Source organism: Stenotrophomonas sepilia, from assembly GCF_003244875.1.
Classification (GTDB): Bacteria; Pseudomonadota; Gammaproteobacteria; order Xanthomonadales; family Xanthomonadaceae; genus Stenotrophomonas; species Stenotrophomonas sepilia.
In genome coordinates, this window is sequence record NZ_LXXZ01000028.1 from 27,827 (window position 1) to 53,043 (window position 25,217).

General features: G+C 67.4%; 22 protein-coding genes and 1 pseudogene. 12 read left to right on the top strand and 11 right to left on the bottom strand.

The window, feature by feature from the left end:
* The first annotated feature begins 7 nt into the window (after positions 1–7).
* Together A7X97_RS04330 and A7X97_RS04335 are read left to right on the top strand one after the other, a co-directional pair.
* The gene (locus tag A7X97_RS04330; RefSeq protein ID WP_072168222.1) at positions 8–2,146 is read left to right on the top strand and encodes a TonB-dependent receptor; all 2,139 of its coding nucleotides are present in this window, start codon (positions 8–10) and stop codon (positions 2,144–2,146) included.
* Between the two features lie 11 nt (positions 2,147–2,157).
* The gene (locus A7X97_RS04335) at positions 2,158–3,663 is read left to right on the top strand and encodes a PepSY domain-containing protein (RefSeq protein WP_072168221.1); all 1,506 of its coding nucleotides are present in this window, start codon (positions 2,158–2,160) and stop codon (positions 3,661–3,663) included.
* Positions 3,664–3,672: 9 nt separating this feature from the next.
* Here the strand turns inward: A7X97_RS04335 and A7X97_RS04340 are convergent, their stop codons facing one another.
* Together A7X97_RS04340 and A7X97_RS04345 are read right to left on the bottom strand one after the other, a co-directional pair.
* Positions 3,673–4,806 (bottom strand): MFS transporter, encoded by a 1,134-nt coding sequence (locus A7X97_RS04340; protein WP_111007630.1) that lies wholly within the window; start codon positions 4,804–4,806, stop codon positions 3,673–3,675.
* 11 nt (positions 4,807–4,817) lie between these two features.
* Positions 4,818–5,594: a DeoR/GlpR family DNA-binding transcription regulator gene (locus A7X97_RS04345; protein ID WP_111007631.1), complete on the bottom strand. Its 777-nt coding sequence runs from the start codon at positions 5,592–5,594 to the stop codon at positions 4,818–4,820.
* Positions 5,595–5,750: 156 nt separating this feature from the next.
* Between A7X97_RS04345 and smqnr the strand changes: the two genes are divergently transcribed.
* Positions 5,751–6,401, top strand: coding sequence for a SmQnr family pentapeptide repeat protein (smqnr, locus tag A7X97_RS04350; RefSeq protein ID WP_409349629.1), 651 nt, complete (start codon positions 5,751–5,753; stop codon positions 6,399–6,401).
* A 3-nt stretch (positions 6,402–6,404) separates the two neighbouring features.
* Here smqnr and A7X97_RS04355 read toward each other — a convergent pair whose 3' ends face one another.
* Entirely contained in the window at positions 6,405–7,079 is a 675-nt protein-coding gene (locus A7X97_RS04355; protein WP_111007633.1) for a class I SAM-dependent methyltransferase, read from the bottom strand.
* Positions 7,080–7,166: 87 nt separating this feature from the next.
* Positions 7,167–7,865, bottom strand: coding sequence for a glutathione S-transferase family protein (locus tag A7X97_RS04360; protein ID WP_111007634.1), 699 nt, complete (start codon positions 7,863–7,865; stop codon positions 7,167–7,169).
* Positions 7,866–7,980: 115 nt separating this feature from the next.
* Here A7X97_RS04360 and A7X97_RS04365 point away from each other — a divergent pair, with 115 nt between their 5' ends.
* On the top strand, positions 7,981–8,910 hold the full coding sequence (locus A7X97_RS04365; protein ID WP_111007635.1) for a LysR substrate-binding domain-containing protein: 930 nt from the start codon (positions 7,981–7,983) through the stop codon (positions 8,908–8,910).
* Positions 8,911–8,935: 25 nt separating this feature from the next.
* Here A7X97_RS04365 and A7X97_RS04370 read toward each other — a convergent pair.
* A pseudogene (locus A7X97_RS04370) lies at positions 8,936–9,860 on the bottom strand (LysR family transcriptional regulator).
* A 107-nt stretch (positions 9,861–9,967) separates the two neighbouring features.
* Here A7X97_RS04370 and A7X97_RS04375 point away from each other — a divergent pair.
* On the top strand, positions 9,968–11,485 hold the full coding sequence (locus A7X97_RS04375) for an MFS transporter (RefSeq protein ID WP_088497794.1): 1,518 nt from the start codon (positions 9,968–9,970) through the stop codon (positions 11,483–11,485).
* 278 nt (positions 11,486–11,763) lie between these two features.
* On the opposite strand, the gene A7X97_RS04380 is transcribed toward A7X97_RS04375, so the two are convergent.
* On the bottom strand, positions 11,764–12,168 hold the full coding sequence (locus A7X97_RS04380; RefSeq protein ID WP_072168213.1) for a GFA family protein: 405 nt from the start codon (positions 12,166–12,168) through the stop codon (positions 11,764–11,766).
* Positions 12,169–12,338: 170 nt separating this feature from the next.
* Between A7X97_RS04380 and A7X97_RS04385 the strand changes: the two genes are divergently transcribed.
* Both A7X97_RS04385 and A7X97_RS04390 read left to right on the top strand, forming a co-directional pair.
* Complete coding sequence (locus A7X97_RS04385; protein ID WP_111007636.1) at positions 12,339–13,313, top strand: Lnb N-terminal periplasmic domain-containing protein; 975 nt, start codon at positions 12,339–12,341, stop codon at positions 13,311–13,313.
* Complete coding sequence (locus A7X97_RS04390; protein WP_072168211.1) at positions 13,313–15,334, top strand: esterase/lipase family protein; 2,022 nt, start codon at positions 13,313–13,315, stop codon at positions 15,332–15,334. The genes A7X97_RS04385 and A7X97_RS04390 overlap by 1 nt, the downstream gene beginning before the upstream one ends.
* Before the next feature lie 87 nt (positions 15,335–15,421).
* Here the strand turns inward: A7X97_RS04390 and A7X97_RS04395 are convergent, their stop codons facing one another.
* A complete protein-coding gene (locus tag A7X97_RS04395; protein ID WP_111007637.1) occupies positions 15,422–16,843 on the bottom strand; it encodes an MFS transporter in 1,422 nt (473 codons plus the stop codon).
* A 29-nt stretch (positions 16,844–16,872) separates the two neighbouring features.
* Here A7X97_RS04395 and soxR point away from each other — a divergent pair, with 29 nt between their 5' ends.
* Complete coding sequence (gene soxR / locus A7X97_RS04400) at positions 16,873–17,307, top strand: redox-sensitive transcriptional activator SoxR (RefSeq protein ID WP_005415534.1); 435 nt, start codon at positions 16,873–16,875, stop codon at positions 17,305–17,307.
* Positions 17,308–17,385: 78 nt separating this feature from the next.
* On the opposite strand, the gene A7X97_RS04405 is transcribed toward soxR, so the two are convergent.
* Positions 17,386–17,988 (bottom strand): short chain dehydrogenase, encoded by a 603-nt coding sequence (locus A7X97_RS04405; RefSeq protein ID WP_072168209.1) that lies wholly within the window; start codon positions 17,986–17,988, stop codon positions 17,386–17,388.
* Between the two features lie 98 nt (positions 17,989–18,086).
* On the opposite strand from A7X97_RS04405, the gene A7X97_RS04410 reads away from it, so the two are divergent.
* Complete coding sequence (locus A7X97_RS04410) at positions 18,087–18,962, top strand: LysR family transcriptional regulator (protein WP_072168208.1); 876 nt, start codon at positions 18,087–18,089, stop codon at positions 18,960–18,962.
* Between the two features lie 60 nt (positions 18,963–19,022).
* On the opposite strand, the gene proC is transcribed toward A7X97_RS04410, so the two are convergent.
* Positions 19,023–19,844, bottom strand: a complete 822-nt coding sequence (proC, locus tag A7X97_RS04415) for a pyrroline-5-carboxylate reductase (RefSeq protein WP_072168207.1) — start codon at positions 19,842–19,844, stop codon at positions 19,023–19,025.
* 18 nt (positions 19,845–19,862) lie between these two features.
* Positions 19,863–20,540 (bottom strand): YggS family pyridoxal phosphate-dependent enzyme, encoded by a 678-nt coding sequence (locus tag A7X97_RS04420; protein ID WP_005415538.1) that lies wholly within the window; start codon positions 20,538–20,540, stop codon positions 19,863–19,865.
* Between the two features lie 87 nt (positions 20,541–20,627).
* On the opposite strand from A7X97_RS04420, the gene A7X97_RS04425 reads away from it, so the two are divergent.
* The 3 genes from A7X97_RS04425 to A7X97_RS04435 all read left to right on the top strand — a co-directional run bounded on the left by A7X97_RS04425 (position 20,628) and on the right by A7X97_RS04435 (position 24,011).
* Complete coding sequence (locus A7X97_RS04425) at positions 20,628–21,665, top strand: type IV pilus twitching motility protein PilT (protein ID WP_004147099.1); 1,038 nt, start codon at positions 20,628–20,630, stop codon at positions 21,663–21,665.
* Between the two features lie 98 nt (positions 21,666–21,763).
* Entirely contained in the window at positions 21,764–22,906 is a 1,143-nt protein-coding gene (locus tag A7X97_RS04430; RefSeq protein WP_005415539.1) for a PilT/PilU family type 4a pilus ATPase, read from the top strand.
* Between the two features lie 121 nt (positions 22,907–23,027).
* Positions 23,028–24,011: an aldo/keto reductase gene (locus tag A7X97_RS04435; protein ID WP_049411038.1), complete on the top strand. Its 984-nt coding sequence runs from the start codon at positions 23,028–23,030 to the stop codon at positions 24,009–24,011.
* Between the two features lie 55 nt (positions 24,012–24,066).
* Here A7X97_RS04435 and A7X97_RS04440 read toward each other — a convergent pair whose 3' ends face one another.
* Complete coding sequence (locus A7X97_RS04440) at positions 24,067–24,966, bottom strand: LysR family transcriptional regulator (protein ID WP_111007638.1); 900 nt, start codon at positions 24,964–24,966, stop codon at positions 24,067–24,069.
* Positions 24,967–25,217 lie beyond the last annotated feature (251 nt).

Below are 25,217 nucleotides of genomic sequence, written 5' to 3' on the forward strand. Positions count from 1 at the left end.
TGAACAAATGAAAACGAACCCCAACTCCGCGCGCCTGCGCCGGGCGACGCTGCCTGTCGCTTGCGCGCTGCTGCTGCACTCCGCTTCTGCCCTTGCTGCCGACGTGGCACCCCCGACCACGCTGGATGCCGTACGCGTGATCGATACCCGCAGAGGCGAGCTGTCCTCCACCGCCAGCGCCGGCTCTGCATTGGGCCTGAGCGTGCTGCAGACACCTGCCAGCCTGACGGTGATTTCGCGCGAACAACTGGAGCAGCGCGGCGACAGCAACCTCAACGATGCGATCAGCCGGGCGGGTGCGATCAGTGCCATGCCGCACCCGGGCAACGGCTTGAGCGCGCTTTCCAGCCGTGGCTTCACCGACGGTGCTTCGGTGATGCGGCTGTACGACGGGCTGCGCCAGTACGGCGGCGTGGGCATCACCTTCCCGTTCGATACCTGGTCGATCGAGCGCATCGAAGTGCTGCGCGGGCCGGCCTCGGTGATCCATGGCGATGGTGCGATCGGCGGGGTGATCAACATCGTGCCGAAGAAGCCCTCGCGCGGTGCCATCGAGAACGAGATCAGCGTGACCGTGGGCAGCGAGGACACCGCGCGGCTGGGCTTCGGCAGTGGTGGCGCGCTGGCGTCCGGGCTGGCCTACCGGCTGGATGTGAGTGGCAACTACAGCGGTGGCTGGGTCGACCGTGGCCGCAACAACGATGCGACGTTCTCCGGTGCGTTGCTGTGGCAGGCTCGCCCGGACCTGCAGCTGACGCTCACCCATGCGCAGGGCTACCAGCAACCGATGCGCTACTTCGGCACGCCGCTGGTCGAGGGCCGCCAGCTGGAGGCGCTGCGCCACCGCAACTACAACGTGGACGACAGCGAAATCCGCTTCCGCGACCGCTGGACGCAGCTCGATGCGCAGTGGACGCCGAACGCGAACGTTGACTGGCGCACGCGCCTCTACCAGATCGACAGCCAGCGCGATTGGCGCAACGCCGAGGCCTATGTCTACAACCCGCGAACCGGGTTGGTCGACCGCTCGGGTAACACCCAGATCACCCACAACCAGGACCAGACGGGGCTGACCTCGACGCTGCGCGCGCAGGGCAATGTGGGCGCTTGGGCGAACAGCTTCACGGTGGGCCTGGACGCCAACCGCGCGCACTTCAAGCACACCAATAACACCTATGCCGGCAGCTCGGGCCCGGTCGATCCGTTCGATCCTGTCCCGGGGCAGTTCGCCAGCGATGCGCCGAACCTGCCGCGCTATCGCAACCGTGCCGAGCAGTACGCGCTGTTCGTGGAAGACCGGTTGGCGCTGAGCGAGCGCTGGTCGGTGCTGGCTGGCCTGCGCCACGATCGCGCGCGCATCGATCGCACCGATCTGATCAGTGGCCAGAACGCGTTCTCGAAAACCTACAGCAGCACCGGCTGGCGCGCCGGCACGGTATTTGCGCTGCAGCCGACGCTGAGCCTGTATGCGCAGTACTCGCAGGCGGCAGATCCGGTCAGCGGGCTGCTGATGATCAGCCCGGCCAATGGAGCGTTCGATCTGGCCAAGGGGCGGCAGATCGAGGTGGGCCTGAAGCAGGCCTTCGACGGTGGCGAGTGGACGCTGGCGGCGTACCGCATCCGCAAGACTGGGCTGCTCAGCCGTGATCCGCTGGTGCCGGATCGCCGGGTGCAGGTGGGCGCGCAGACGTCACGCGGCATCGAGGCATCGTTAAACTGGGCGTTCGCGCCGCGGTGGTCGCTCGATGCCAATGCGACGGTGCTGAAGGCCGAGTTCGAGGAATTCCTGGAAACCACGGGTTCGCCGCCGATGCTGGTCTCGCGTGATGGCAACGTGCCGCCGAACGTAGCCGAGCGCCTGGCCAGTGCGTGGCTCAGCTGGCAATTCGCACCGGAATGGAGTGCGGCGGGTGGCGTTCGCTACGTCGGCAAGCGCTACGCTGACAACGCCAATACACTGGAGCTGCCCGGCTACAGCACCACCGATCTGGCACTGACCTGGCAGGCGGCACCGCGCACGCGGCTGTCCGCGCGGTTGTTCAACGTGTTCGACAAGGCGTACTACGCCACCGCGTACTACACCAGCACCCAGTGGCTGCTGGGGGCGGACCGGCGCGTCGAATTCACCGTCGACCATCGCTTCTGAGGGCGCTGGCGATGTCGCTGCGATCCACCGCCAAGCGCTGGACCTACCTGGTGCATCGTTGGCTGGGCATCGGCGGATGCCTGCTGATGCTGCTGTGGTTCGTCAGCGGCATGGTGATGCTGTTCATTGGTTACCCGAAGCTGACGCCCGGCGAGCGGCTGGCGGCATTGCCAGTGCTGGGTGAGGCCCGCGACCTGCAGGGGCTGTCTGTACTGCCGGCTGCTCTGCAGGCCGAGCCGGAGGCCGTGGCGCTGACCACGCTGCGTGGCGAGCCCGCCTATGTGGTGCGTAGTGGCAGCCACATGGGGGCCTGGTCTGCATACACCGGTCAGGCGCTGCCGCCGGTGTCGGCACAGCGCGCCGAAGCATCCGCTGCACAGTTCGCCGTAGGCCCGGCCTTCGTGGGAGCGATGCGCGTGGAGGAGGACCGCTGGACGCATTCGCGCGCATTGGATGTGCATCGACCGCTCTATCGCGTCGAGGTGGGCGGCGCGCAGCCGGGCGACCTGTATGTGTCCTCGCGTACCGGTGAAGTGGTGCTGGACGCCCCGCATGTGCAGCAGCGCTGGAACTATGTGGGCGCCTGGCTGCACTGGCTGTACTTCCTGCGCATGCAGTCGGTCGACCCGGTGTGGACGTGGGTGGTGATCGTGCTGTCCGCAATGTGCACGGTGGCGGTGATCAGCGGCATCGTGGTGGGAGTGTGGCGCTGGCGTTTCCGTGGGCACTATCGTTCCGGTGCGAAGACGCCGTACGTGGAGTCGTGGATGCGCTGGCACCATCTGATCGGATTGTGTGCTGCGGCCTTCGTGTTCACCTGGATCTTCAGCGGCCTGATGTCGATGAATCCATTGGGCGTCTTCAGCAGCACGCGGGAGGCGATCGATGTTGAGCACTACCGTGGCGGCGCGGTGGCGGTGGACGGTGCGCTGGGTGATCCTGACACGCTTCTGGCAGTGGCCGAAGCCGCGCGCTTTCAGCCGGTGGAGATTCAGTGGCGACGGATCAGTGGTGAACTGTTTGCGGTGCTGCTGGACGGGCAGGGTCATACTCGCATCGTGTCCGGCAGCAATGGGCATCTGCAGGTTACGCGGTTGCTGCCGGCAGCTTGGCTGCAGCAGAAGGTGCGTGCGTTGTCCGATGCACCGATGCAGGGCTTCGTGGTGCAGCATGCAGCGGATGCGTACTTCTATCCGCGTGCGCCCGAGGCCATGAATGGTGCAGCGGTACGCCGCTTCCCGGTGGCCGTGGTGGACTTTGGTGATGCCGAGGCGACGTGCGTCTATCTCGACCTGGCTACGGGCGATCCGTTGCTGACGATGGGTCATCGCGAGCGGGTGGGGCGCTGGTTGTTCTACTTCCTGCACAGCTGGGATCTGCCTGCGATGCTGCGCCAGGAAGGTGTCCGGTTGGCGGTGTTGCTGCTGCTGAGCGCTGCTGGCACCGCGCTGTGCGCCACGGCGACGGTGATCGGCTATCGGCGCGTGCGGATGAAGCTGCGCCGTAGGCGGCGTTGATGCGCCGCGCTACACCTGCAGCCAACGCGTGGACACGGCCACCAGCAACAAGGCCGTGGCCACGCCGATGAACGCGGCGATCAGGCCGAAATGATCTGCGGCGAAGCCGATCAGCGCCGGGCCGGCAAGGATGCCGGCAAAGCCGAGCGTGGACACGGCAGTGATCGCCAGTGCGCCGGGCATGCGGGTCTGGTGGCCGGCCATCGAGAACAGTGCGGGGGCGATGTTGGCGCAACCGAGGCCGACCAGCACATAGCCCGCCAGCGACGCCTGCCACGGCGTGACCAGGGTCAGCACCAGTACGCCCGCGGCGGCGAGCAACGCGCCGAACACGATCGCGCGCTGGCGGCCCACGCGTGCCACCAGTGCATCGCCGAACAGGCGCGCGACGGTCATCGTCAGGGTGAAGGTCACATAGCCGATGCCGGCGAGGCTGGCATCGACGCGGCGCACGTCGCTGAGAAATACCGCGCTCCAGTCGAGCATCGCACCTTCGCCGAGGAAGGCGACGAACGCCAGCACGCCGATGAACAGCACGATGCCGTGCGGCAGGACCAGCATGGGCGTGTCATGCGGCATGCGTTCGCTGTGCCAGTACGCCGCTGACAGCAGCATCACCAGCAGCATGGCACCAACGCCGACCAGCACGGATACCAAGGGAGGCAGATGGGCAGACAGCAGCACGGTCATGGTGGCCGCGCCGAGGAAGCCGCCGATGCTGAAGAAGGCATGGAAGCCGGACATCATCACGCGCCGTGCTTCGCGCTCGACAATGACCGCCTGCACGTTCATCGTGCAGTCCATCGCGCCCACGGCGGCGCCGAACACGAACAGAACCAGCCCGAGTGTCCAGGCCGAAGCGGCCAGGGCCAGGCTGGGCACGGTCAGGCAGATCAGCAGACTGCTGGCCACCATCACCCGGCGGCAACCGAGGCGCGCGGCCAGCACACCGGACAACGGCATCGCCAGCAGCGAACCGGCACCGAGGCAGAGCAGCACCAGCCCCAGCGTGGCGTCATTGATCCCGGTGCGTGCCTTGGCGAACGGCACCAGGGTGGCCCACAGCGCGGTGGCGAAGCCGGGAATGAAGAACGCAGCGCGGGTCGCGTGCTGTTCGGCACGCGCGCGGTTGGCAACGGACATGAGCGGTACGGTCAGGGCGGAGTGGGGTGTACCGCGATGCCTGCGGCGCGGAAGCGTGCCGCCAGCGCCGGCGGGGCCGAGGTGGTGAGCACCAGGTCGTCGATCTCGTCGAGGCTGGCAATCTGCCAGTTGCCGCGTGCACCGAGCTTTTCAGTAGTGGCGGCGACGATGACGCGGCTGCTGCACGCGACCATCGCGCGCTTCAGCTTGGCCTCTTCTGCATCCATTGCCCATACACCAGTATCGCCGTCCACCGCGCAGGGGCCGGGCAGGTACACGTCGGCGCGCAGGCGCTGCACCTGGCCCAGTGCTTCTGCGCCGACCGCACCGCCGCCGCTGGCCAAGCGGCCGCCGATCAGCTGCACCAGGGTGCCTTCAAGCGTACTGGCGGCGGTGGCGATCTGCGGGGCATTGGTGATCACGGTCAGCCCGAGAGCGGGCGGCAGCTGCTGGGCGATCGCCAGGTTGGTTGAACCGGCATCGAGCAGTACAACCTGATTGGGTTGCAGCAACGCGCACACGCGTGCGGCCAGCTCGGCCTTGTCGCCGCGGTCGCGGGTCAGGCGCTCGCGCAGCGGGCGTTCCTTGGGCGGCGGCAGCACGGCGCCGCCGTAGACACGCTGGCACAGGCCCTGTGCGGCCAGCTCGCGCAGGTCGCGGCGGATCGAATCTTCGGAGACGGCATAGCGGCGCGCCAGTTCGGCAGCGACCACGCGGCCCTGCTGGCGCAGCTCCTCAAGGATCTGCCGGGTGCGCTGGGCGGGGAGGGGGCTGGGGTCTGAGCTCATGCCATAAGTCTGCACGTTCGTGCATTAACGTGCAACACCGTGCATCCGGTATTGGGGGGCACGGGGCGGCTGGACTGCCGGTGAATCCGCCCGCGCCCACGTCTATGGATCGCCCTCGCGGCCCGGCATGATGGCGGGACTCCTGGCATGGAATCCCTGATGTCCCACACCGTTCACCGCAAGCTGCGCATCGGCGCGGACCAGTACACCGGCCAGAAAGTGGTCGATCAGCAGTTCCACGAGTGCGATTTTTCCGGCGTGGACCTAACCGGCACCGAGTTCATCAACTGCAGTTTCTACGATGCCGACAGCCGTACCGGCTGCCGCTTCAATGGCGCCACGCTGAAGGAAGCCAGCTTCCGCAGCTGCGACATCAGCATGTGCCACTTCAATTTCGTCAAGGCATTGGGCCTGGAAATCAGCGAGTGCCGCGCGCAGGGCGCGGATTTCAGCAGCGCCAGCTTCATGAACCAGATCACCCCGCGCAGCGGGTTCTGCAGCGCCTTCATCAAGAAGTCGAACCTGCGCTACGCCAATTTTTCGCGGGTGACGCTGGAAAAGTGCGAGCTATGGGAAAACCGCTGGGACGGTGCAAACGTGAGCGGCGCCAGCTTCGCTGGCTCGGACCTGTCCGGTGGCCAGTTCGAGGGTGTCGATTGGAACAGCGCCAACTTCACCGACTGTGACCTGACCCACTCGGAGCTGGGTGAGCTGGACCTGCGCAGCACCAACCTGCGTGGCGCCACGCTGGATCTGCAGCAGGTGGCGCTGTTGATGCAGCGCATCGGCATCACCGTGGTGCCGTAGGCTTCACCCGGCGTACGCCACCCAGCCCCTGAAGCTGAAGCCTGCATAGAACAGCTCCACGCGGTCGAAGCCGGCCTCCTGCAGCAGCGCCACTTCCTGTTCGGGCGCCAGCAGTGGCAGTCGCTCGGCAATGGCGTCGATCGCGCGCTGTGCATCGGCGTGGGCAACACCCGAGGCTTCGGCGAACGCGGCGTAGCGCTGCAACCAGCGCAGCTTGCCGTCCGGATCCTGCGGCACGCTGTGGTGGGCCACCACCAGCGGCGCGCCGGGCTGCAGGCGCCTGTGCAGCTCGCGCAGCGTGTGCAGGCGCTGCGCGGCATCGAGGAAGTGCAGGGTCAGCAGGCAGCTGGCACCATCGAAGCGCACGTCCGGGGCATCGTCGATGTAGCCTTCCAGCAGCTCAACGCGTGCGTTCAACGGGCCCAGTGTCTGCTCGGCCAGCGCGAGCATCGGCGCGGCCGGATCCACGCCCAGCAGCTGCCAGCCCGGTTGCGCCTCGGCAAAGGCCTTCAGCTCCAGCCCACCCCCGGCACCGAGTACCAGCACGCGGCCCTGCGCGGGAACGCGTTCGGCCAGCAGCAGGCGGCTCATCTGCTGCAGGGCGAGGAAACCGGGCACCTGGCGCAGCGGTGCTTCGGCATAGCGGGCCACCGCCTGCGGATCGGAGAACGTGGACATGCGCGGATTCCTGCAGCAGGGGACATACCACCGTAGCGCGGCGCGCAAGAGGCATTGCGCGCCGCTGCCGCACAGGCAGGGCAGGACTCAGGCCGCCGCGGCCTCAAGCACGTCTTCCAGCCGCACCTCGCCGAGGAAGCCACCGCTGCTGGTAGCCGGCCGCTGTGCTTCGACGGCGTGGGCGAACTGCACGCCGGCGTCGTCCTGCAGGCGCTCGAACAGCTGCTGCACCCTGGGGAACTCGCGGCGGTCGACCACCTGGTGGTAATCGTTCCAGCGGGCGATGCCGACGAAGTAGGCGTCGGCGAAGCTGCGCTGCTCGCCCAGCAGCCACGGGCCTGTGCTGAGCATCTGCTCCAGCGCCTGGTGGGCCTGGCGCACCTTGGTGGTGCCATAGGCACGCAGCGCCTTGCCGTCATCGCCCTCGGCGTGTTCCAGCGCGTGCCAGAGCGGGGCGTAGGCACCGAAGAAGCTGGTGTTGAGATAGGCCAGCCGGTGGTTGAGGCGGTCGAAGCCGGAGGTGCCCTGTGCGAAGCCCAGCCCCTGCGCGACGCCCTGGGCGGCCAGGTGGTTGAGGATGGCCAGGCTCTCGCTGAGCAGTTCGCCCTGCGCGGTGCGCAGAGTGGGGGTTTCGCCCAGTGGATTGAGGCGGCGATAGTCTTCGCCCTGCACCTGGCCGGGCATGTCGATACGGCACAGGTGATACGGCTGGCGCAGCCATTCCAGCGCAACGATGGAGCCGAACGAGCAGCCCGAGGGCACGCCGTAGAAGAGGACAGGGGTCATGGCAGGTTTCCGGTTCAAGCCGCGATGCGGCGGGTGAGGAAAGCGTGCCTGCGTGGACATTGCCCCGGAAGCGGTTCGAATGGCATCCTGAAGTCCATACCTGTGGACGTTGCGCATGCTCAACCTCAACGATCTGGCCCTGTTCGTGGCCGCAGTGGAGCAGGGCGGTTTTGCAGCAGGCGGACGCCATCTGGGCCTGCCGCGCTCGACGTTGAGCAAGCGCGTGGCGCTGCTGGAAGAACACCTCGAGGTACGGCTGCTGCAACGCAGTTCGCGGCGCTTCGCGCTGACCGAAGTCGGCCAGGCGTTCTTTGATCGCGCACGCGCGGCGTTGTCCGAGGTGGAGTCCGCCGAGGCCATCGTCCGTGACCGCCAGGCCGAACCGAGTGGCACCGTGCGCATCAGCGCTTCGATTCCGGTGGTGCAGGGCGAGCTCGCCGTGTGCCTGCCCCCGTTGGCCCGCCGCTATCCGCGGCTGCGCATCGAAGTTGAAGTGAGTGATCGTTTCGTCGACCTGGCGCAGGAAGGCATCGACATTGCCTTGCGCAGCCACTTCGGTCCGCTGCCGGATTCCGGTCTGGTGCAGCGCTCGCTGAGTAGAGAACGCATCGTGCTGGTGGCGTCGCCTGGCTATCTGGCAGGCGCGCCAGCAGTGGATACGCCCGAGCAGCTAAGCGCGCATGCCGGCCTGCTGACGGCGCGCCACGCAACGCGCTGGACACTGCACGGCACCGACGCCCGCACCGTGCAGGTGGAACCGCAGGTGGCGCTGGTCGGCAATGAGTCGCAGCTTCTGGTCGCGGCGGCCGAAGCGGGCCTTGGCATCACGGTGTTGCCGCACAGCCTGTGTGCCGCAGCGATTGCGGCCGGCCGCCTGCAGCAGGTCCTGCCGGCGTGGCATGCCGGCGAAGTGACCACCAGCGTGCTGCTGCCGCATCGTCGTGGACAGTTGCCGGGCGTGCGCGCGGTGGTGGATGCGCTGGTCGCGCATTACCAGCTCAACGCAGCGCCAGCGCCCAGGGAGAAAGGCGACGGAGGGGATTAAGTCGTTTCGGGCACAGTAGGGCCGATTACGACTTAATCCCCTCCGTCCCCTTTTTATGAGGCGTTCTGGAACAGGTTCGCGACGGCATAGTCGATGAACACCCGCAGGCGTGCACTGGGATGGCGCCCACCGGGCCATAGCAGCGAGAACTGGCCCTGGCGCGTAGGTAGTGTGGGCAACACCTGTTGCAGGCGGCCGTCGGCCAGCGCGTCGGCGGCGAGGAAGTCGGGCATCCAGGCCAGGCCCATGCAACCGATCGCAGCGGCCAGCACGGCTTCCATGTTGTTGCAGGTCATCGCCGTGGAAAGGCGCGCCCCGGCGTCGCCTTCGATGCCCGGCAGCTGCCACGGATGCAGTTTTCCGGTGGTGGGGTAACGGAAGCGCAGCGCGGTGTGCAGGCGCAGGTCGCCTACATCGCCGGGAATGCCGTGCGCCTTCAGATACCCCGGTGCCGCACAGAGGATGAAACGAAAGTCGCCCAGTCGCCGTGCGGTCAGGCTGGAATCGGCCAGCTCGCCGCTGCGTATCACCGCGTCCAGCCCTTCGCTGACCACATCGACGATGCGGTCATTGAACTCCAGTTCCAATTGCACCTGCGGATAGCGTTGCTGGAAGCCGGGCAACACCGGCAGCAGGAAGCGGTAGCCGATGGTGGGCAGGCCGATGCGCAGCAGCCCACTTGGAGCGTGCTGTCGTTGCGCCAGGTCCGCCTGCGCTTCGGAAAGTTCATCCAGTGCGCGGCGGCAGCGCTGCAGCAGCAGTTCGCCTTCGTCGGTGAGGTGCACGCGGCGGGTGGTGCGCTGGAACAAACGGGTGCCCAGGTTCTGTTCAAGGCGGGCGATGCGCTTGCCTACCGCCGAGGCGGACAGGCCGAGTACGCGGGCGGCGCCGACGATGCTGCCCGCCTCTGCGGTTCGGACGAAGGCGAGCAGAGCAGAGATGGAGTCCATGACCGACATGATTGCGGAACATATGGCCGCAATCAACGTCCATAGAGCCTGTTTTTCAGGAATAACGGCCCGCTCATCATCAATGCCCCTGATGGAAGGAGGCCCGCATGGCCCCGGATTCGACGTTCCCTGTACCTGCCCAGACGCCGCAACGCTGGACGCTGCTTGCGGTTTGCCTGGCCGCGCTGGCGCTGCCGTTGTCCTTCACCGCCGGTGCCGTCGCGGTGCCGGTGCTGGCCCGCTCCGCAGTGGCATCGCCCACTGCGCTGGCCTGGGTGACCAACGCCTTCATGCTCACCTTCGGCAGCCTGCTGCTCGCTGCCGGTGGCCTGGCTGATCGCCATGGCCGACGGCGGATGTTCCTGCTGGGCACGGCCGGCTTCACCGTCGCGACGGCCGCTGTATGCCTGGCGCCTACGCTGCTGTGGCTGGATCTTGCGCGCGGCCTGCAGGGCGTGGCCGCCGCCGCAGCGCTGGCCTCGGGCACCGCTGCGCTGGCGCAGGGCTGGCAGGGACCGAGGCGTGCCCGTGTCTTCGCCCTGCTGGGCACGACATTCGGTGCGGGCTTGGCGCTGGGGCCGCTGCTCGCGGGCCTGCTGCTGCAGGCGCTGGGCTGGCGCAGCGTGTTCGCTGCGGGCGGTGTGCTGACGTTGGCGGCGTTCGCCCTGGCCGCGCGCGCGTTGCCCGAAAGCCGGGGCGAGCGCGGACGGCTGGACATCGCCGGCATGCTGGGCTTCAGCCTGATGCTGGCGGCATTGACCCTGGCCCTGCTGTGGCTGGGAGAGTACGGCCTGCACGCCGGTCGCGTGCAGCTGGCGCTGTTGGCGACGCTGCTGTTGGGCGGCGCGTTCGTCTGTACCGAACGGCTGCATCCTTCCCCGTTGCTGGACCTCTCACTGTTCTGGCAACCGGCGTTTCTCGGCGTCCAGCTGCTGCCGGTGGCGACCTGCCTGGGCTACGTGGTGCTGCTGGTCGTGTTGCCTCTGCAACTGCTGGGCGTGCATGGCCAGAGCACGACGCTGGTGGGACTGCAGATGCTGGCGCTGTCCGCGCCGATGCTGATGCTGCCGATGCTGGCCGCGCGTTGGGCGGAGCGCGTTGGAAGCGCACGGCTGTGCACGCTGGGGCTGCTGGTGTGCGCCTCTGGCCTGTACCTGCTGTCGCGCCATGCGACGCATCCGTCGCCCTCGCAGTGGGTGCCGTTGCTGATGTGGGTCGGTGCAGGCACGGCCTTGCCGTGGGGGCTGATGGATGGGCTGTCGGTGAGCGTGGTGCCTGTACAGCGTGCGGGCATGGCCGCCGGCATCTTCGGAACCGTGCGGGTAGCAGGCGAAGGTATCGCCCTGGCCGCAGTGACGGCGCTGCTGGCGATGGTGGTCGACCAGCAGCTGCATGGGGCATCGCCCGCGTCGTTGGCGCGTGCCGGTGCCTATCTGGCGAGCGGGTCCCGCGACCAGGCGGCGGCACTGCTGCCGGCGATGAGCGCTGAGCAGCTGCAGCAGGTCAGCGCCAAGGCGCTGGCAACACTGCTGCGTGTACTGGCGCTGCTGACGGCTGTGTGTGCTGTGTTGTTGCACCTGTTGCTGCGGAAACGCAAAGGCATGTTGGCCGAGCATACGGCGTAGCAGGCTCATCGCCCCCTCCGCCGTCATCCCGTTGTCGTCTTCCGCTCACACCGCCCATGCCCACCCAGGTCTAATGTCGATCGTCCCCGTCCCCCACGGAGACCCGCCATGTGGCTGCTCGACCATCTCTGGCCCAGCCGTCGACCGCTTCCTCCCCCAGTCGCGGATGCGCCGCAGGCGCCGCCACGCCGGCCTTGGCTGAAACGACCCGCGCGGGCGGGGCGCAGCGGCATGGCGCCCTGGCAGAAGATCGCCACGCCGCCGCGGCGCACGCGCCACTAGTCGCTGCGGTCTGACGGGTGATTGATCCCGTCGCTGACCGGAATGACCCCCAGCGCGAACGGGTCGATGCCTTCCAGGCAGGCCACGTTGTAGCCGTACTCGTCCGGGTTGGAGCGGCGCCGGTGATGGGTGTAGATGCCGCACACGCCGCAGAAGTAGTGCTCCGCCACATGGGTGTTGAACTGGTACTTCTGCAGGTGATGCTGCCCGCGCACCACCTGCAGGCCCTGACGGGGGACGCTGGCGGCGATGGCGCCACGGCGGCGGCACATCGAGCAGTCGCAGCGGCGGGGATCGACGATCCCGTCCGGCAGGTCCAGCAGCAGCTCGACCGTGCCGCAGTGACAGGTTGCGCGGTGCCGGGGTTGGACCGGAACGCCGGCCACGGAAGTGATGCCCATCGTTGCTCCTGTGTGATTCATCTGGCCGCGGGGCCGCCGCAGACGGTGCGCCGGCGTGCCTGAACGGGCCGTAGATGCCACGGTGAACCCGCTTGTGGCTAACTATGCGGCTTCGGGACCGCGACAGGATGCCAGTGAGAGCCGCAGGACGTTGGATGACAGGAAGTGCCATGGCGCTGGCAGCGTTGTGGGTGACCGGGCTGCTGGCTTACCAGATGCCCGGGCCGGGCTGGCTGGCGAACGGTATTGCCGTGCTGTGGCTGCTGGCTGCGCTGTGGGCCTCGTGGCGGGTCGCGCGTGGCCGCAGCAGCCGTCGCCTGGGCCTGGCGTTCGGCGCTTCGCTGGCGCTGGCTGGCCTCTGGTGGCTGCTGCTGACCCCGCGCCAGGACCGCGTATGGGCCGACGACGTGGCCCAGCGCCTGCATGTGGTGTCCTTCGACGGGCGCCACGTGGTGTTCGACAGCGTGCGTGATTTCACCTGGCGCAGCGAAACCGACTACGACGCGCACTGGGTGCGCCGCGCGTACGATCTTGACCAGCTGCGCTCGGCCGACCTGGTGCTGTCGTACTGGATGGGCCCGGCGATCGCCCACACCCTCATCTCGTTTGGCTTCGAGGATGGGCGCCAAGTGGTGTTCTCGCTGGAGATCCGCAAGGAGCGCGGCGAATCGTTCTCGGCACTGGGCGGCTTCTTCCGCAGGTTCGAGATGACCCTGGTGGCCGCGGAGGAAACCGACATCATCCGCACCCGCACCAATGCGCGCGGTGAGGACGTCTACCTGTACCGCCTGCATGGCATGGACCGCGCGCAGTTGAAGGAGCTGTTTGCCGCGTACATCGCACAGGCACGCGAACTGGATGCCAAGCCGGGCTTCTACAACACGCTCACCAGCAACTGCACCACCATCGTCTTCGACCTGGCCCGCCATATCGCGCCGCGCCTGCCGCTGGACTACCGCCTGCTGCTGTCCGGGTACCTGGCCGAGTACGCACAGGAAGTGGGTGCGTTGACCCCGGGTGTGCCGTACGCCGAGCTGCACGACAAGGGCCGCATCACCCAGCGTGCGTTGGACCTGGGCAGCGGCAAACACTTCTCCACCGTGATCCGCCAGGGCGTGCCTGGCACCGAGCAGGACCCGCAGTAATGACTCGACTCCTCCTGATCCGCTGGCAGCGTGCGCTGCCGGTGTTGTTCGCCGCCTTCCTGCTGCTGGGCAGCAGCGGTTGCGCGATGGTCACCGTCAAGCAGGTCAAATCCAGCGATTCGCTGGTCAACAAGCGTGCCGACGTGCTCAATACCGGCAAGCTCAGCCCCGCCGCGCGCGAGACGCTCAGCGCGGCAGGCCTGGACGAATCGCAGTGCGAGAAGGACTTCCTGGTCTGCCGCAGCACGCTGCTGATGACCGACGATCTCAATGTCGAGCAGCGGCTGTCGGCGCTGTCCGAACTGTGGGTGAAGGCCGCGCTGGCGCTGACGCCGAAGAAGACCGCAGCCGGTGATCCGCCGATGAGCGACGCAGCGCTGGACGCCTGGCTGGAAGCCGCGCGCTACGCCTATGCCTACCTGTTCTACAGCGGCCGATCGCCGTCCGACCGTGCCTTCGAGGACCGGCAGACACAGGTGCGCGACTACTACAACTACGCCGCCGAGAAGGCAGCGGTGGTGCTGTTCGTCCGCGCGCGCGCCGCTGCGTTGGCTGGCGAGGACTACACGAAGCCGATCGCGGTTGGCAGCTGGTCGCTGGCCTCCAACTACCAGCAGCTGAACCTGAAGAGCATTCCCGCACAGCTGGTGCCGGCCGGCACGGTCAGCTTCGTCGGGCTGCGCAGTACTTATCGCCGTGATGGCTTCGGTGCCGAGCTGGTGATGGTGATGGACCCGCCGAAGCTGGTCGCACCGGTGATCGCGCCTGAGGGCCCGAAGGCCGAGACACCGCAGGATGACGAAGAGGGCGCACGCCGTGGCCGTCGCCACCGGCATGACGATTCGGTGCCCGAGTTCAGCGAGATGTCCTCGATCAACGTCACCGCGTTGCTGCGTTTCGAAGGCAGCAGCCTGGACGATGTGATGCGGACGCGCCGGGTTGAACTGGATGCCTATTCGCCGGAAGCCACCGAGCGCATCACCCTGCACGGCGAGCAGGTGCCGCTGGCCGGCAATTTCACCGCAGCCTACGGCCTGTGGCTTGCCCAGAGCGGCTTCGCCCGGCAGTCACTGCGCACCCTGTTCGGCATGAGCGAGGGCATCGGCGAGCCACACATCTACCTGATGCAACCGTGGGACCCGAACCGCCGCATCATCTTCATGCTGCACGGCCTGGCCAGCAGCCCGGAAGCCTGGGTGAACCTGGCCAACGAGATCATGGGCGACCCCGAGCTGCGCCAGCAGTTCCAGGTGTGGCAGGTCTATTACCCGACCAACGCACCGATCGCGCTGAACCGCTACGAGATCGCCAACGCGTTCAACGACACGCTGAAGCACTTCGATCCCAATGGCAGCACTCGTGCATCGAAGGATATGGTCTACATCGGCCACAGCATGGGCGGCGTGCTCGCGCGGCTGCTGGTGAGCGATTCCGGTGACGTGCTGTGGAACGACCTGCTGGCCAACTATGACCTGAAGGGCGAGCGTCTGAAGCGCGTGCAGAACAAGCTGGGGCCGTTGCTGCATTTCAAGGCACAGCCGAACGTGGAGCGTGCGATCTTCATCGCCGCTCCCCACCAGGGCACGGACATCGCCGGCAACAAGGTCGGGCGCCTGCTGGGCCGGCTGGTGCGCCTGCCGCTGACCATTCTCGGCAAGTTCGAGGACGTGTTCATGGCGCTGGCGCAGGCCGAGCAGCAGGTCGATGGCACGGCCAAGCCGAAGATTCCCAACAGCATCGACAACCTCAAGGCCAGCGATCCGTTCGTCAAGGCCGCAGCGCAGCTGCCGATCGAAGCGGGACTGAAGTACCACTCGATCATCGCCCAGCGCAAGCCGGAGCTGCCGGTGGACAAGTCCGATGACGGACTGGTGCCGTACTGGAGTGCGCACCTGCCGGGTGCACAGTCGGAGAAGGTGATCATTTCCGGCCACAGCGTGCAGGAGACCCCGCAAGCGGTGCTGGAAGTGCGGCGCATCCTGCACCGGGATATCGATGACGTGGGGACGGGGACCCGGTAGTGCCGGCCGCTGGCCGGCACTCTCCGCGCACGCGGGAATCCCGTGATGGTGCCGGCCAGCGGCCGACACTGCCGAAACCGGGCGACGCTACACCCGCCGCGCGATCACCGCGGCCAGCACCGCCAGGCCGAAGGTGATCGCCAGGCACAGCAGGTAGCCGGTGTGCGGCGCGCTTTCCACGAACAGCGCGAACAACGCACCGGAGACCGCCAGCGCGGTGGTCACCGACAGGGCCTCGCTCAGCTGCAGGGCCGACGTGTTGGCACCCTGCTCATGCGCTGCTGACAGCGAAAGCGTGAGTACCGAGAGGCTGGCGTAGATCATGCCCATGCCGAAACCGGTGACCGTCCAGCCCACCAGGGCCACCGGCAATGGCACTGCATTGAACAACACCGCAAGCGTTGCGGCGATGCCGACCGTCATCATCGCCGTGCCGACGCGCAGCAGCTGCTGGCGTGACCAGCCGCGCTGCTGGTGACCCTGCAGCCAGGAGCCAGCGAACCAACCGAGTGCGCCGAGGCTGAGCACCGCGCCGGCCCAGCTGGGCGGGAGCCCGCGTTCGCGCTGAAGCAGCAGCGGCAGGTAGGCTTCGCAGGCGAAGAATGCGGCGGCGGCGATGCCGCGCAGTGCGATCACGCTGGGCAGGCCCCTGCGCAGGATCAGCGTTCCGGCCGGCAGCAGGCGATGCACGCATAGCAGCTGCGCCAGCATCGCCACGCTGATGCAGAGCAGGGCGGTCGGACCGTGCTGCTGGCCGCCGAAGTACAGCAGCAGCGCCGCCAGCGATGCACCACTGGCCCAACGTACGACGTTGCCGCGCCCCTCGTCGTCGTTGCTGTCGGCGGAGGGTTGCATGCGCGCCAGCGCAGGCCGCAGCAACAGGGCAGCAGGGACTGCCAGCAGCGGCACCGCCAGGAACACCCAGCGCCAGCCGAGATGCTGGACGATCAGGCCGCTCAGCGCCGGGCCGACCATCGAGGGCACCACCCAGCCCGCCGAGAATGCCGCGAACACCTTCGGCCGCAGGTGCTCGGGGTAGCTGCGGCCGACCATCACGTACAGCGAGACCGAAATCGCGCCCGCACCCAGGCCCTGCAGCAGGCGCCCGGCCACCAGCATGCCCATGCGCACGGCGAAGCCGGCCAGCAGCAGGCCCAGCACGAAGCAGGCCAGGCCGTACCACAGCGGCCGTGCCGGGCCCTGGCGGTCGGCCCAGCGTCCGGCCAGGGTCATGCCGATCACGCTGGTGGCCAGTGTGCCACCGAAGGCCAGCGCATACAGGCGCAGGCCGCTGAGTGCTTCGGCCACCGTGGGCATCGCGGCCGCGACGGCCAATGCTTCGAAGGCGTGCAGCGCGACCAGCGCGACCATGCCGAGGGTGGTGGCGCGGTAGCGCGCGGACAGGATCGATGTGTCAGCCGGCAGGCGGGTGTCGGCGGGAGAGAGGGTCGGGGTCATACCGGTCAGGGGCGGGCCGCGCTTGTCAACGGGCGGCGAAGATAGCAGCATGCCACCTCAACTATAGTTGAGGTCAAGCAATGGCATCCCAGGAACTCAGCGTTGGCGAGGTTTCCCAGCGCAGTGGCGTGGCCGTTTCCGCACTGCATTTCTACGAGCGCAAGGGGCTGATCAGCAGCCTGCGCACCTCGGGCAACCAACGCCGTTACAGCCGCGACGTGCTGCGCCGGCTGGCGGTGATCCGCGTTGCGCAGCGGGTGGGCATGCCACTGGAAGCGGTCGGCCGCGCCTTCGAGAGCCTGCCTGAAGGCCGTGCACCGACCAAGGCTGACTGGGCCAAGCTGTCCGCGCGCTGGCGCACCGAGCTGGAAGAGCGCATCCACATGCTGCAGCTGCTGCGCGATGAACTGACCGGCTGCATCGGCTGTGGCTGCCTGTCACTGCAGCATTGCCGCCTGGCCAACCCTGGCGACGTTCTCGGCGAACGCGGCGATGGCCCGATGCGCTGGGAATGAAAAAGGGGACGCGCTCCCGGTAGCGCCGGGCCATGCCCGGCGGACGAAAACGACTTGATCCCCTCCGTCCCCTTTTTCTTACCAGACCGTGATCGTCTCGCCGCTCTGGATGCCTTCCACTGCACGCTGGAAGGCCAGTGCGGCGCGTTGTGCGCTTACCGCTTCGAAGCCCGGGAAGTAGGGGCCGTAGGCCGCCATTGATTCGATCAGTACGTTCGGGCTGACCACGTTGATGCGCAGGCCGCGCGGCAGCAGCTCCAGTGCGGCGGCGCGCACGAAGCCTTCCAGTGCGGCATTCACTGCGGTGGCGTTGACGCCGTCGCGGATCGGCTGCGCGCTGATGATGCCGCTGGTCAGGGTGATCGAGCCACCGGCATTGAGGTGGTGCTGCGCGGCCAGTGCCAGCCGCACCTGTCCCAGCAGCTTGTCCTGCAGGCCGATAGTGAACTGCTCGGGCGTCATCTCCTGCAGCGGTCCGAAATGCACCGAGCCGGTGGTGGAGATCACCGCATCGACTGCACCGGTGCGGGCGAACAGTTCGGCGACGCTGGCGTCGTCAGTCAGGTCCACACGCAGTTCGCCACTGCGGCGGCCGGCGGCGAGAATCTGATGCTGTTGGCCGAGCTGACGGGCGACTGCCTGGCCGAGGGTGCCGCTGGCACCGACGAGGAGGATCTTCATGGCCGTTCCTTGCGTGTGGGAGTGAGCGCAGTCTGCGCCGTCACAGCGTGGTTAGGTAAGCGGCGTATGATTCGCAGATTCCTAACTCTGGATTAGCAATGGATGCCCTTCGCTGCATGCAGGCCTTCGTGGCAGTGGCCGAGCGCGGCAGCTTCGCCGGCGCCGCCGAACAGCTGCAGGTGTCGGCGGTGATGGTGGGCAAGTACATCCAGCAGTTGGAAGCACATCTGGGCACCGCGTTGCTGCAACGGAACACCCGCCGCCAGCGCTTGACCGAAGCCGGCAGCGCCTACCTGGCCGGGTGCCGGCAGGTGCTGGAGCAGGTGCAGCAGGCCGAGGCCGATGTGGCCGGCCTGCAGGTACAGCCGCGTGGCCTGTTGCGGATAAGCGCGCCCACCACCTGGGGCAGCTGCGTGCTGGCGCCGCAGCTGGCCGGCCTGCTGCGCGCGCAGCCGCAGTTGAATATCGAGCTGGACCTGAGCAACCGCCGCGTGGACCTGATCGAAGATGGCTTCGACGCGGCGATCCGGGTCGGGCCGTTGCCATCGCAGGAGGTGGTGGCGCGGCCGCTGCCGCCGTATGCGATGAGCCTGTGCGCGGCGCCGTCTTACCTGCGCAGGCGCGGCACGCCGCGAACACCGGATGACCTGCAGGGGCACGACTGCCTGAGCCATCTGGCCTGGCGCGGCGGGCATGGCTGGCAGTTGGCCAACGGCGAACAGGTCGACTGGGAGGCACGGCTGAGCAGCAACGATGGCTTCGCATTGCGCGAAGCCGCCGTAGCCGGGGCCGGGCTGGTACTGCAGCCCACCGCACTGCTGGCGGCGGAGATCGCGGCAGGGCGGTTGAAACCACTGCTGCGCGACTACCTGCCGGAACCGCGGCCGATGCACCTGATCTACCTGCCCGATCGACGCCCGCGCCCCCGTTTGCAGTGCTTCGTCGATTTCGTCATGACCACGTTGGGGCAATGATCATCGGGTTAGATCGGGTCAGACCCCTTTGCCTCGGCAAAGGGGTCTGACCCCAGGGGATCAATCATTCGCAGCAGACAATTCCTGTCCACGCACCTGCGCGGCGCGCAGTGCTTTGTCCACCAGTGCCTCGAAGCCGCCAGCCTGGAAGCTCTCGATCGCGGCCTGGGTAGTGCCGTTGGGTGACGTCACGCGTCGGCGCAGCTCTGCGGGGCTCTCACCGGCCTCATCCAGCATGCGCGAGGCGCCCAGCAGGGTCTGCACCACCAGCGTGCGCGCGGCCTCGGCCGGCAGGCCCTGGGCAATGCCCGCCGCTTCCATCGCTTCGGCCAGCAGGAACACATAGGCCGGCCCGCTGCCAGACACGGCGGTGACCGAATCCATCAGTGCCTCGCGTTCGATCCACACCGTGCGCCCAGCGCTGGCCAGCACCTGTTCGGCCTGCGCGTGCTGCTGCGGATTCACCGAGGGCGTGGCATACAGGCCGGTCACGCCGGCGCCGAGCAGAGCGGGGGTATTGGGCATTGCGCGCACCACCGGCAGGTTGCCACCCAGCCAGCGCTCCAGCTGTGCGCTGGTGATGCCGGCAGCGATCGACACCACCAGCGGCCGGTTTGCCTGGGCCAGTGCCTGCAGCGACTGGCAGACCTCACGCAGCACCTGCGGCTTCACCGCCAGCAGCCAGGTGCTGCCTTGTGCGCCGGCATCGGTGGCGTTGTCGTGTACCTGCACGCCGAAGTCGGCAGCCAGCGACTCGCGCAGCGCTGCAACCGGTTCGGCCACATGGATGTGCGCGGCGGGCACGCCCTGGCGGATCAGGCCGGCGATCAGGCTGCGGGCCATGTTGCCGCCGCCGATGAAGGTGATGGAATCAGCTGCCATGGAAGTCTCCTTGGAAAATCAGGCCGGGCGCGCGCGCGCGCCGAACAGGGCGGTGCCGATGCGCACCAGGGTGGCGCCCTCGGCGATGGCTTCGGCGTAGTCGCTGCTCATGCCCATCGACAGCGTGTCGACCTGCGCGCGCTGGGCGGCCAGCGACTGGAAAAGTGTGCGCATGCGCACGAACGCATCCCGACGGCGCTCCACCTCGGGCCACGGCGCAGGAATCGCCATCAGGCCACGCAGGCACAGCGAGGGCTCGGCGGCAATCGCTGCGGCCAGCCCCTCGACATCCTCCGGTGCACAGCCGTGCTTGCTCGATTCATCGTCGATGTTGACCTGGATCAGCACATTCAGCGGGCCGCGTGCGGCCGGGCGATGGCGCGCCAGCGCCGTTACCAGCTTGGGCCGGTCCACGCTCTGCACCCAGTCGAAATGGGTGGCCACCGCCTCGGCCTTGTTCGACTGCAGGTGGCCGATCAGGTGCCACTCCAGCGCCAGGTGCTGCAGTGCCTGCATCTTGGCCAGCGCTTCCTGCACATAGTTCTCGCCGAAGGCCTGCTGGCCCTGTGCGGCCAGCGCGGCCACGGCCTCGGCCGGTTGGGTCTTGGACACGGCCAGCAGGCGCGGATCGGGCCGGCCGGCCGCCTCGGCGGCGGCATGCAGGTTGCTCAGGATCTGGGGCAGGGGAGTGGCCACGTAACGCGTTCCGTTGAATCAGGAGGCTATACTGCCGCCCGGGGAAAGATCCTTCCAGTCGAAGCCGTTATTGGGGAGTAGCCGCTCATGGATATCGCCGAACTGCTGGCGTTTTCCGTAAAGAACAAAGCGTCCGACCTGCACCTGTCTGCAGGCCTGCCGCCGATGATCCGCGTGGACGGCGACGTTCGCCGGATCAACATCCCGGCCCTGGACCACAAGCAGGTCCACGCGCTGGTGTACGACATCATGTCCGACAAGCAGCGCCGCGATTACGAGGAATTCCTCGAAGTGGACTTCTCCTTCGAGATCCCGTCGCTGGCGCGCTTCCGTGTGAACGCGTTCAACCAGAACCGCGGCGCCGGTGCGGTGTTCCGTACCATTCCGTCCGAGGTGCTCACCCTCGAGGACCTGGCCTGCCCGCCGCTGTTCCGCGAGGTAATCCAGCAACCGCAGGGCCTGATCCTGGTGACCGGCCCGACCGGCTCGGGCAAGTCGACCACGCTGGCGGCGATGATCGACTACATCAACAAGAACGAATACGGCCACATCCTCACCGTCGAGGATCCGATCGAATTCGTGCACACCTCGCAGAAGTGCCTGATCAACCAGCGCGAAGTGCACCGTGACACGCATGGCTTCAACGAAGCACTGCGCTCGGCACTGCGTGAGGACCCGGACATCATCCTGGTCGGCGAACTCCGCGACCTGGAAACCATCCGCCTGGCACTGACCGCCGCGGAAACCGGCCACCTGGTGTTCGGCACCCTGCACACCAGTTCGGCGGCCAAGACCATCGACCGTATCATCGACGTGTTCCCGGCCGGCGAAAAGCCGATGGTGCGTTCGATGTTGTCCGAGTCGCTGCGTGCGGTGATCTCGCAGGCACTGCTGAAGAAGGTCGGCGGCGGCCGTACCGCGGCGTGGGAAATCATGGTCGGCACCCCGGCCATCCGCAACCTGATCCGCGAGGACAAGGTGGCGCAGATGTACTCGGCCATCCAGACCGGCCAGCAGTACGGCATGATGACCCTGGACCAGCACCTGCAGGACCTGGTCAAGCGCAGCCTGATCACCCGCAACCAGGCCCGCGAGTACGCCAAGGACAAGCGCCTGTTCGAGTAAGGCGGGACAGCGACGGGCGGCGCGCGCAATGGCGCGGCCGCTCCGTGTTGTTTCCTCCACCGACCGTTACCTGGTAAACCGCTTTCCGGGAGCCCGCCGTGAACACCACCGCGACCACCATCGATTTCACTTCGTTCCTCAAGCTGATGGCGCACCAGCGCGCCTCTGACCTGTTCATCACTGCGGGTATGCCACCGGCGATGAAGGTCAACGGCAAGATCTCGCCGATCACGCAGACGCCACTAACGCCGCAGCAGAGCCGCGACCTGGTCCTCAACGTGATGACCCCGGCACAGCGCGAGGAATTCGAGAAGACCCACGAATGCAACTTCGCCATCGGCCTGTCCGGTGTCGGCCGTTTCCGCGTGAGCTGCTTCTACCAGCGCAACCAGGTCGGCATGGTGCTGCGTCGCATCGAGACGCGCATTCCGACCGTGGAAGAGCTGAGCCTGCCGCCGATCATCAAGACGCTGGCGATGACCAAGCGCGGCATCATCCTGTTCGTCGGTGCCACCGGTACCGGTAAATCGACTTCGCTGGCGGCGATGATCGGTTACCGCAACCAGAATTCGACCGGCCACATCATCACCATCGAAGACCCGATCGAATTCGTGCACAAGCACGAGGGCTGCATCATCACCCAGCGCGAAGTCGGCATCGATACCGACAGCTGGGAAGCTGCGCTGAAGAACACCCTGCGCCAGGCGCCGGACGTGATCATGATCGGCGAGGTGCGTACCCGCGAAGGCATGGACCACGCCATCGCGTTCGCCGAAACCGGCCACCTGGTGCTGGCCACGTTGCATGCCAACAATGCCAACCAGGCGATGGACCGCATCGTCAACTTCTTCCCGGAAGACCGCCGCAACCAGCTGTTGATGGACCTGTCGCTGAACCTCAAGGGCGTGGTCGCGCAGCAGCTGGTGCCGTCGCCCGATGGCCGCTCGCGCAAGGTGGCGATGGAGATCCTGCTGGGCACGCCACTGGTACAGGACTACATCCGCGACGGCGAGATCCACAAGCTGAAGGAAGTGATGAAGGACTCGGTCCAGCTGGGCATGAAGACCTTCGACCAGAGCCTGTTCGAGCTGTACCAGGCCGGCGAGATCAGCTACGAGGACGCGCTGCGTTACGCCGATTCGCAGAACGAGGTGCGCCTGCGCATCAAGCTCAGCCAGGGCGGCGACGCGCGCACCCTGTCGCAGGGGCTGGATGGGGTGGAGATCTCCGAAATCCGCTGACCTGGCCGGCAACGGTCATGACCGGATTGATGAATTCCAGTCATGACCGACTGCCGTCCAGCCGGCTCAATCCATCGCCGCCGCAGGCGTATCGTCAGCACTCCCCCTCTGGAGTACGACGATGCAGACACGTGAACTCGGCCGCAGCGGCCTGAAGGTTTCCGCCCTGGGCCTGGGTTGCATGGGCCTGACCCATGCCTACGGCCAGCCGGTCGAACCGAGCCAGGGCATCGCCCTGCTGCACGCTGCCGTCGAGCGCGGCGTGACCTTCTTCGACACCGCCGAGGTGTACGGCCCGTACACCAACGAAGACCTGCTCGGCCAGGCCTTGGCGCCCTACCGCGACAGGCTGGTGATCGCCACCAAGTTCGGCTTCAAGGACGCGCGCACCGATGCCGGCCTGGACAGCCGCCCGGAGAACATCCGTGCCGTGGCCGAAGCCAGCCTCAAGCGCCTGCGTACCGACCATATCGATCTGTTCTACCAGCACCGCGTCGACCCGAACGTGCCGATCGAGGATGTGGCCGGCACCGTGCGCGACCTGATCGCCGAGGGCAAGGTCGGCCACTTCGGCCTGTCCGAGGCGAGCGCTGCCACCGTGCGTCGCGCGCATGCGGTGCAGCCGGTCACCGCCGTGCAGAGCGAGTACTCGCTGTGGTGGCGCGAACCGGAGCGTGAGCTGCTGCCGACGCTGCAGGAGCTGGGCATCGGCTTCGTGCCGTTCAGCCCGCTGGGTCGCGGCTTCCTGACCGGTGCGATCAACGCCGATACCACCTTCGACGCCAACGACTTCCGTAACAGCGTGCCGCGTTTCGAAGTGGAGGCGCGCCGCGCCAATCAGGCGCTGGTGGATCGCATCAGCACGATTGCGGCAGCGCGCGGTGCGACGCCTGCGCAGGTCGCACTGGCCTGGCTGCTCGCGCAGGCACCGTGGATCGTGCCGATTCCGGGCACCACCAAGGTTCATCGCCTGGAAGAAAACCTGGGCGCGGCCGACCTGCAGCTGGCGCCGGAAGAACTGCAACGCATCGCGCAGGCGCTGGACGAAGTGTCGATCGTTGGCGAGCGCTACAACCCGCAGCGTGCGGCGCAGGCGAAGGGTTGATCACCAGGTGGGTGCGGACCGTTGGTGGTGGGTGCGGACCGTTGGTCCGCACTCCTCAACGTCCCATCGGCCCGCGCAGCGCATCAAGCACCGTCCGCATCGCCACGGTCACGTGGCGGCGCGAAGGGTAGTACGCGTAGTAGCCATCGAAGTGCGGGCACCAGTCGTCCAGCACTGATTGCAGCCGGCCATCGTCCAGCATCGGCTGCACCTGGTCTTCCGGCAGCCAGGCCAATCCGCTGCCTGCCAGCGCAGCGGTGCGGGTCATGCCCATGGTGTTGAACGTCCACTGGCCGCTCACGCGCACGCTCAGTTCATTGCCGTCCTGGCCGAAATCCCACGGCATCAGCCCACCATGCGTGGGCAGCCGCAGGGTCACGCAGTTGTGCCCGGCCAGGTCGTCCGGATGCCGCGGCACCGCGTGCTGGCGGAAGTAGCTGGGCGCCCCGACCACGCGCATGCGCAGCGGCGGGCTGATCGGTACGGCGATCATGTCGCGCGCCAGCCGCTCGCCCAAGCGGATGCCGATGTCGTAGCGCTCGGCCACGATGTCGGCCAACCCGTAGTCGGCCGCCAGTTCCACCTTCAAATCCGGATACTGCTGCAGCAGCGGCGCCAGCCTGGGCCAGGCGATGTACTCGGCAGCGTGGCCGGTGGCATTGATACGGATGGTGCCGGCCGGGCGTTCACGGTACTCGGCCAGCGCGGCCAGCCCGTCCTCGATCTCGGCCAGGCGCGGGGCCAGGGTATCGAGCAGGCGGGCACCGGCTTCGGTGGTCGAGACGCTGCGGGTGGTGCGGGTCAGCAGGCGCACGCCCAGGCGCTGCTCCAGTCCGCGCATGGCATGGCTGAGCGCGGACTGGGACACGCCCAGCTGGGCGGCAGCCTTGGTGAAGCTGCCCTCGCGGGCAACGTGGACGAAGGCCTGCAGGTCGTTGAGATTTTCGCGGGGCATGCGGGAATGATACGGCCGGGCTGCGCCCGGCACCTGCTTCGAGCCAAGGCAACGTCAACGTCAAATGCGTACATTCCGTGGGATGGCGTGGTGGGTCCGGCTGAGGGGGACGCCGTCCGTGTGGCTCGGTCGCGCTTGCTCGTGTGCGCTGTCCTGCGCACACGGCAAGACCGGGGTTGGGCGTCCTGCCCAACCCGCCCGAGGCATGCCTCGGGCCCATGGCGCTCACGCCCCCGCAACCTGAGCCAGCC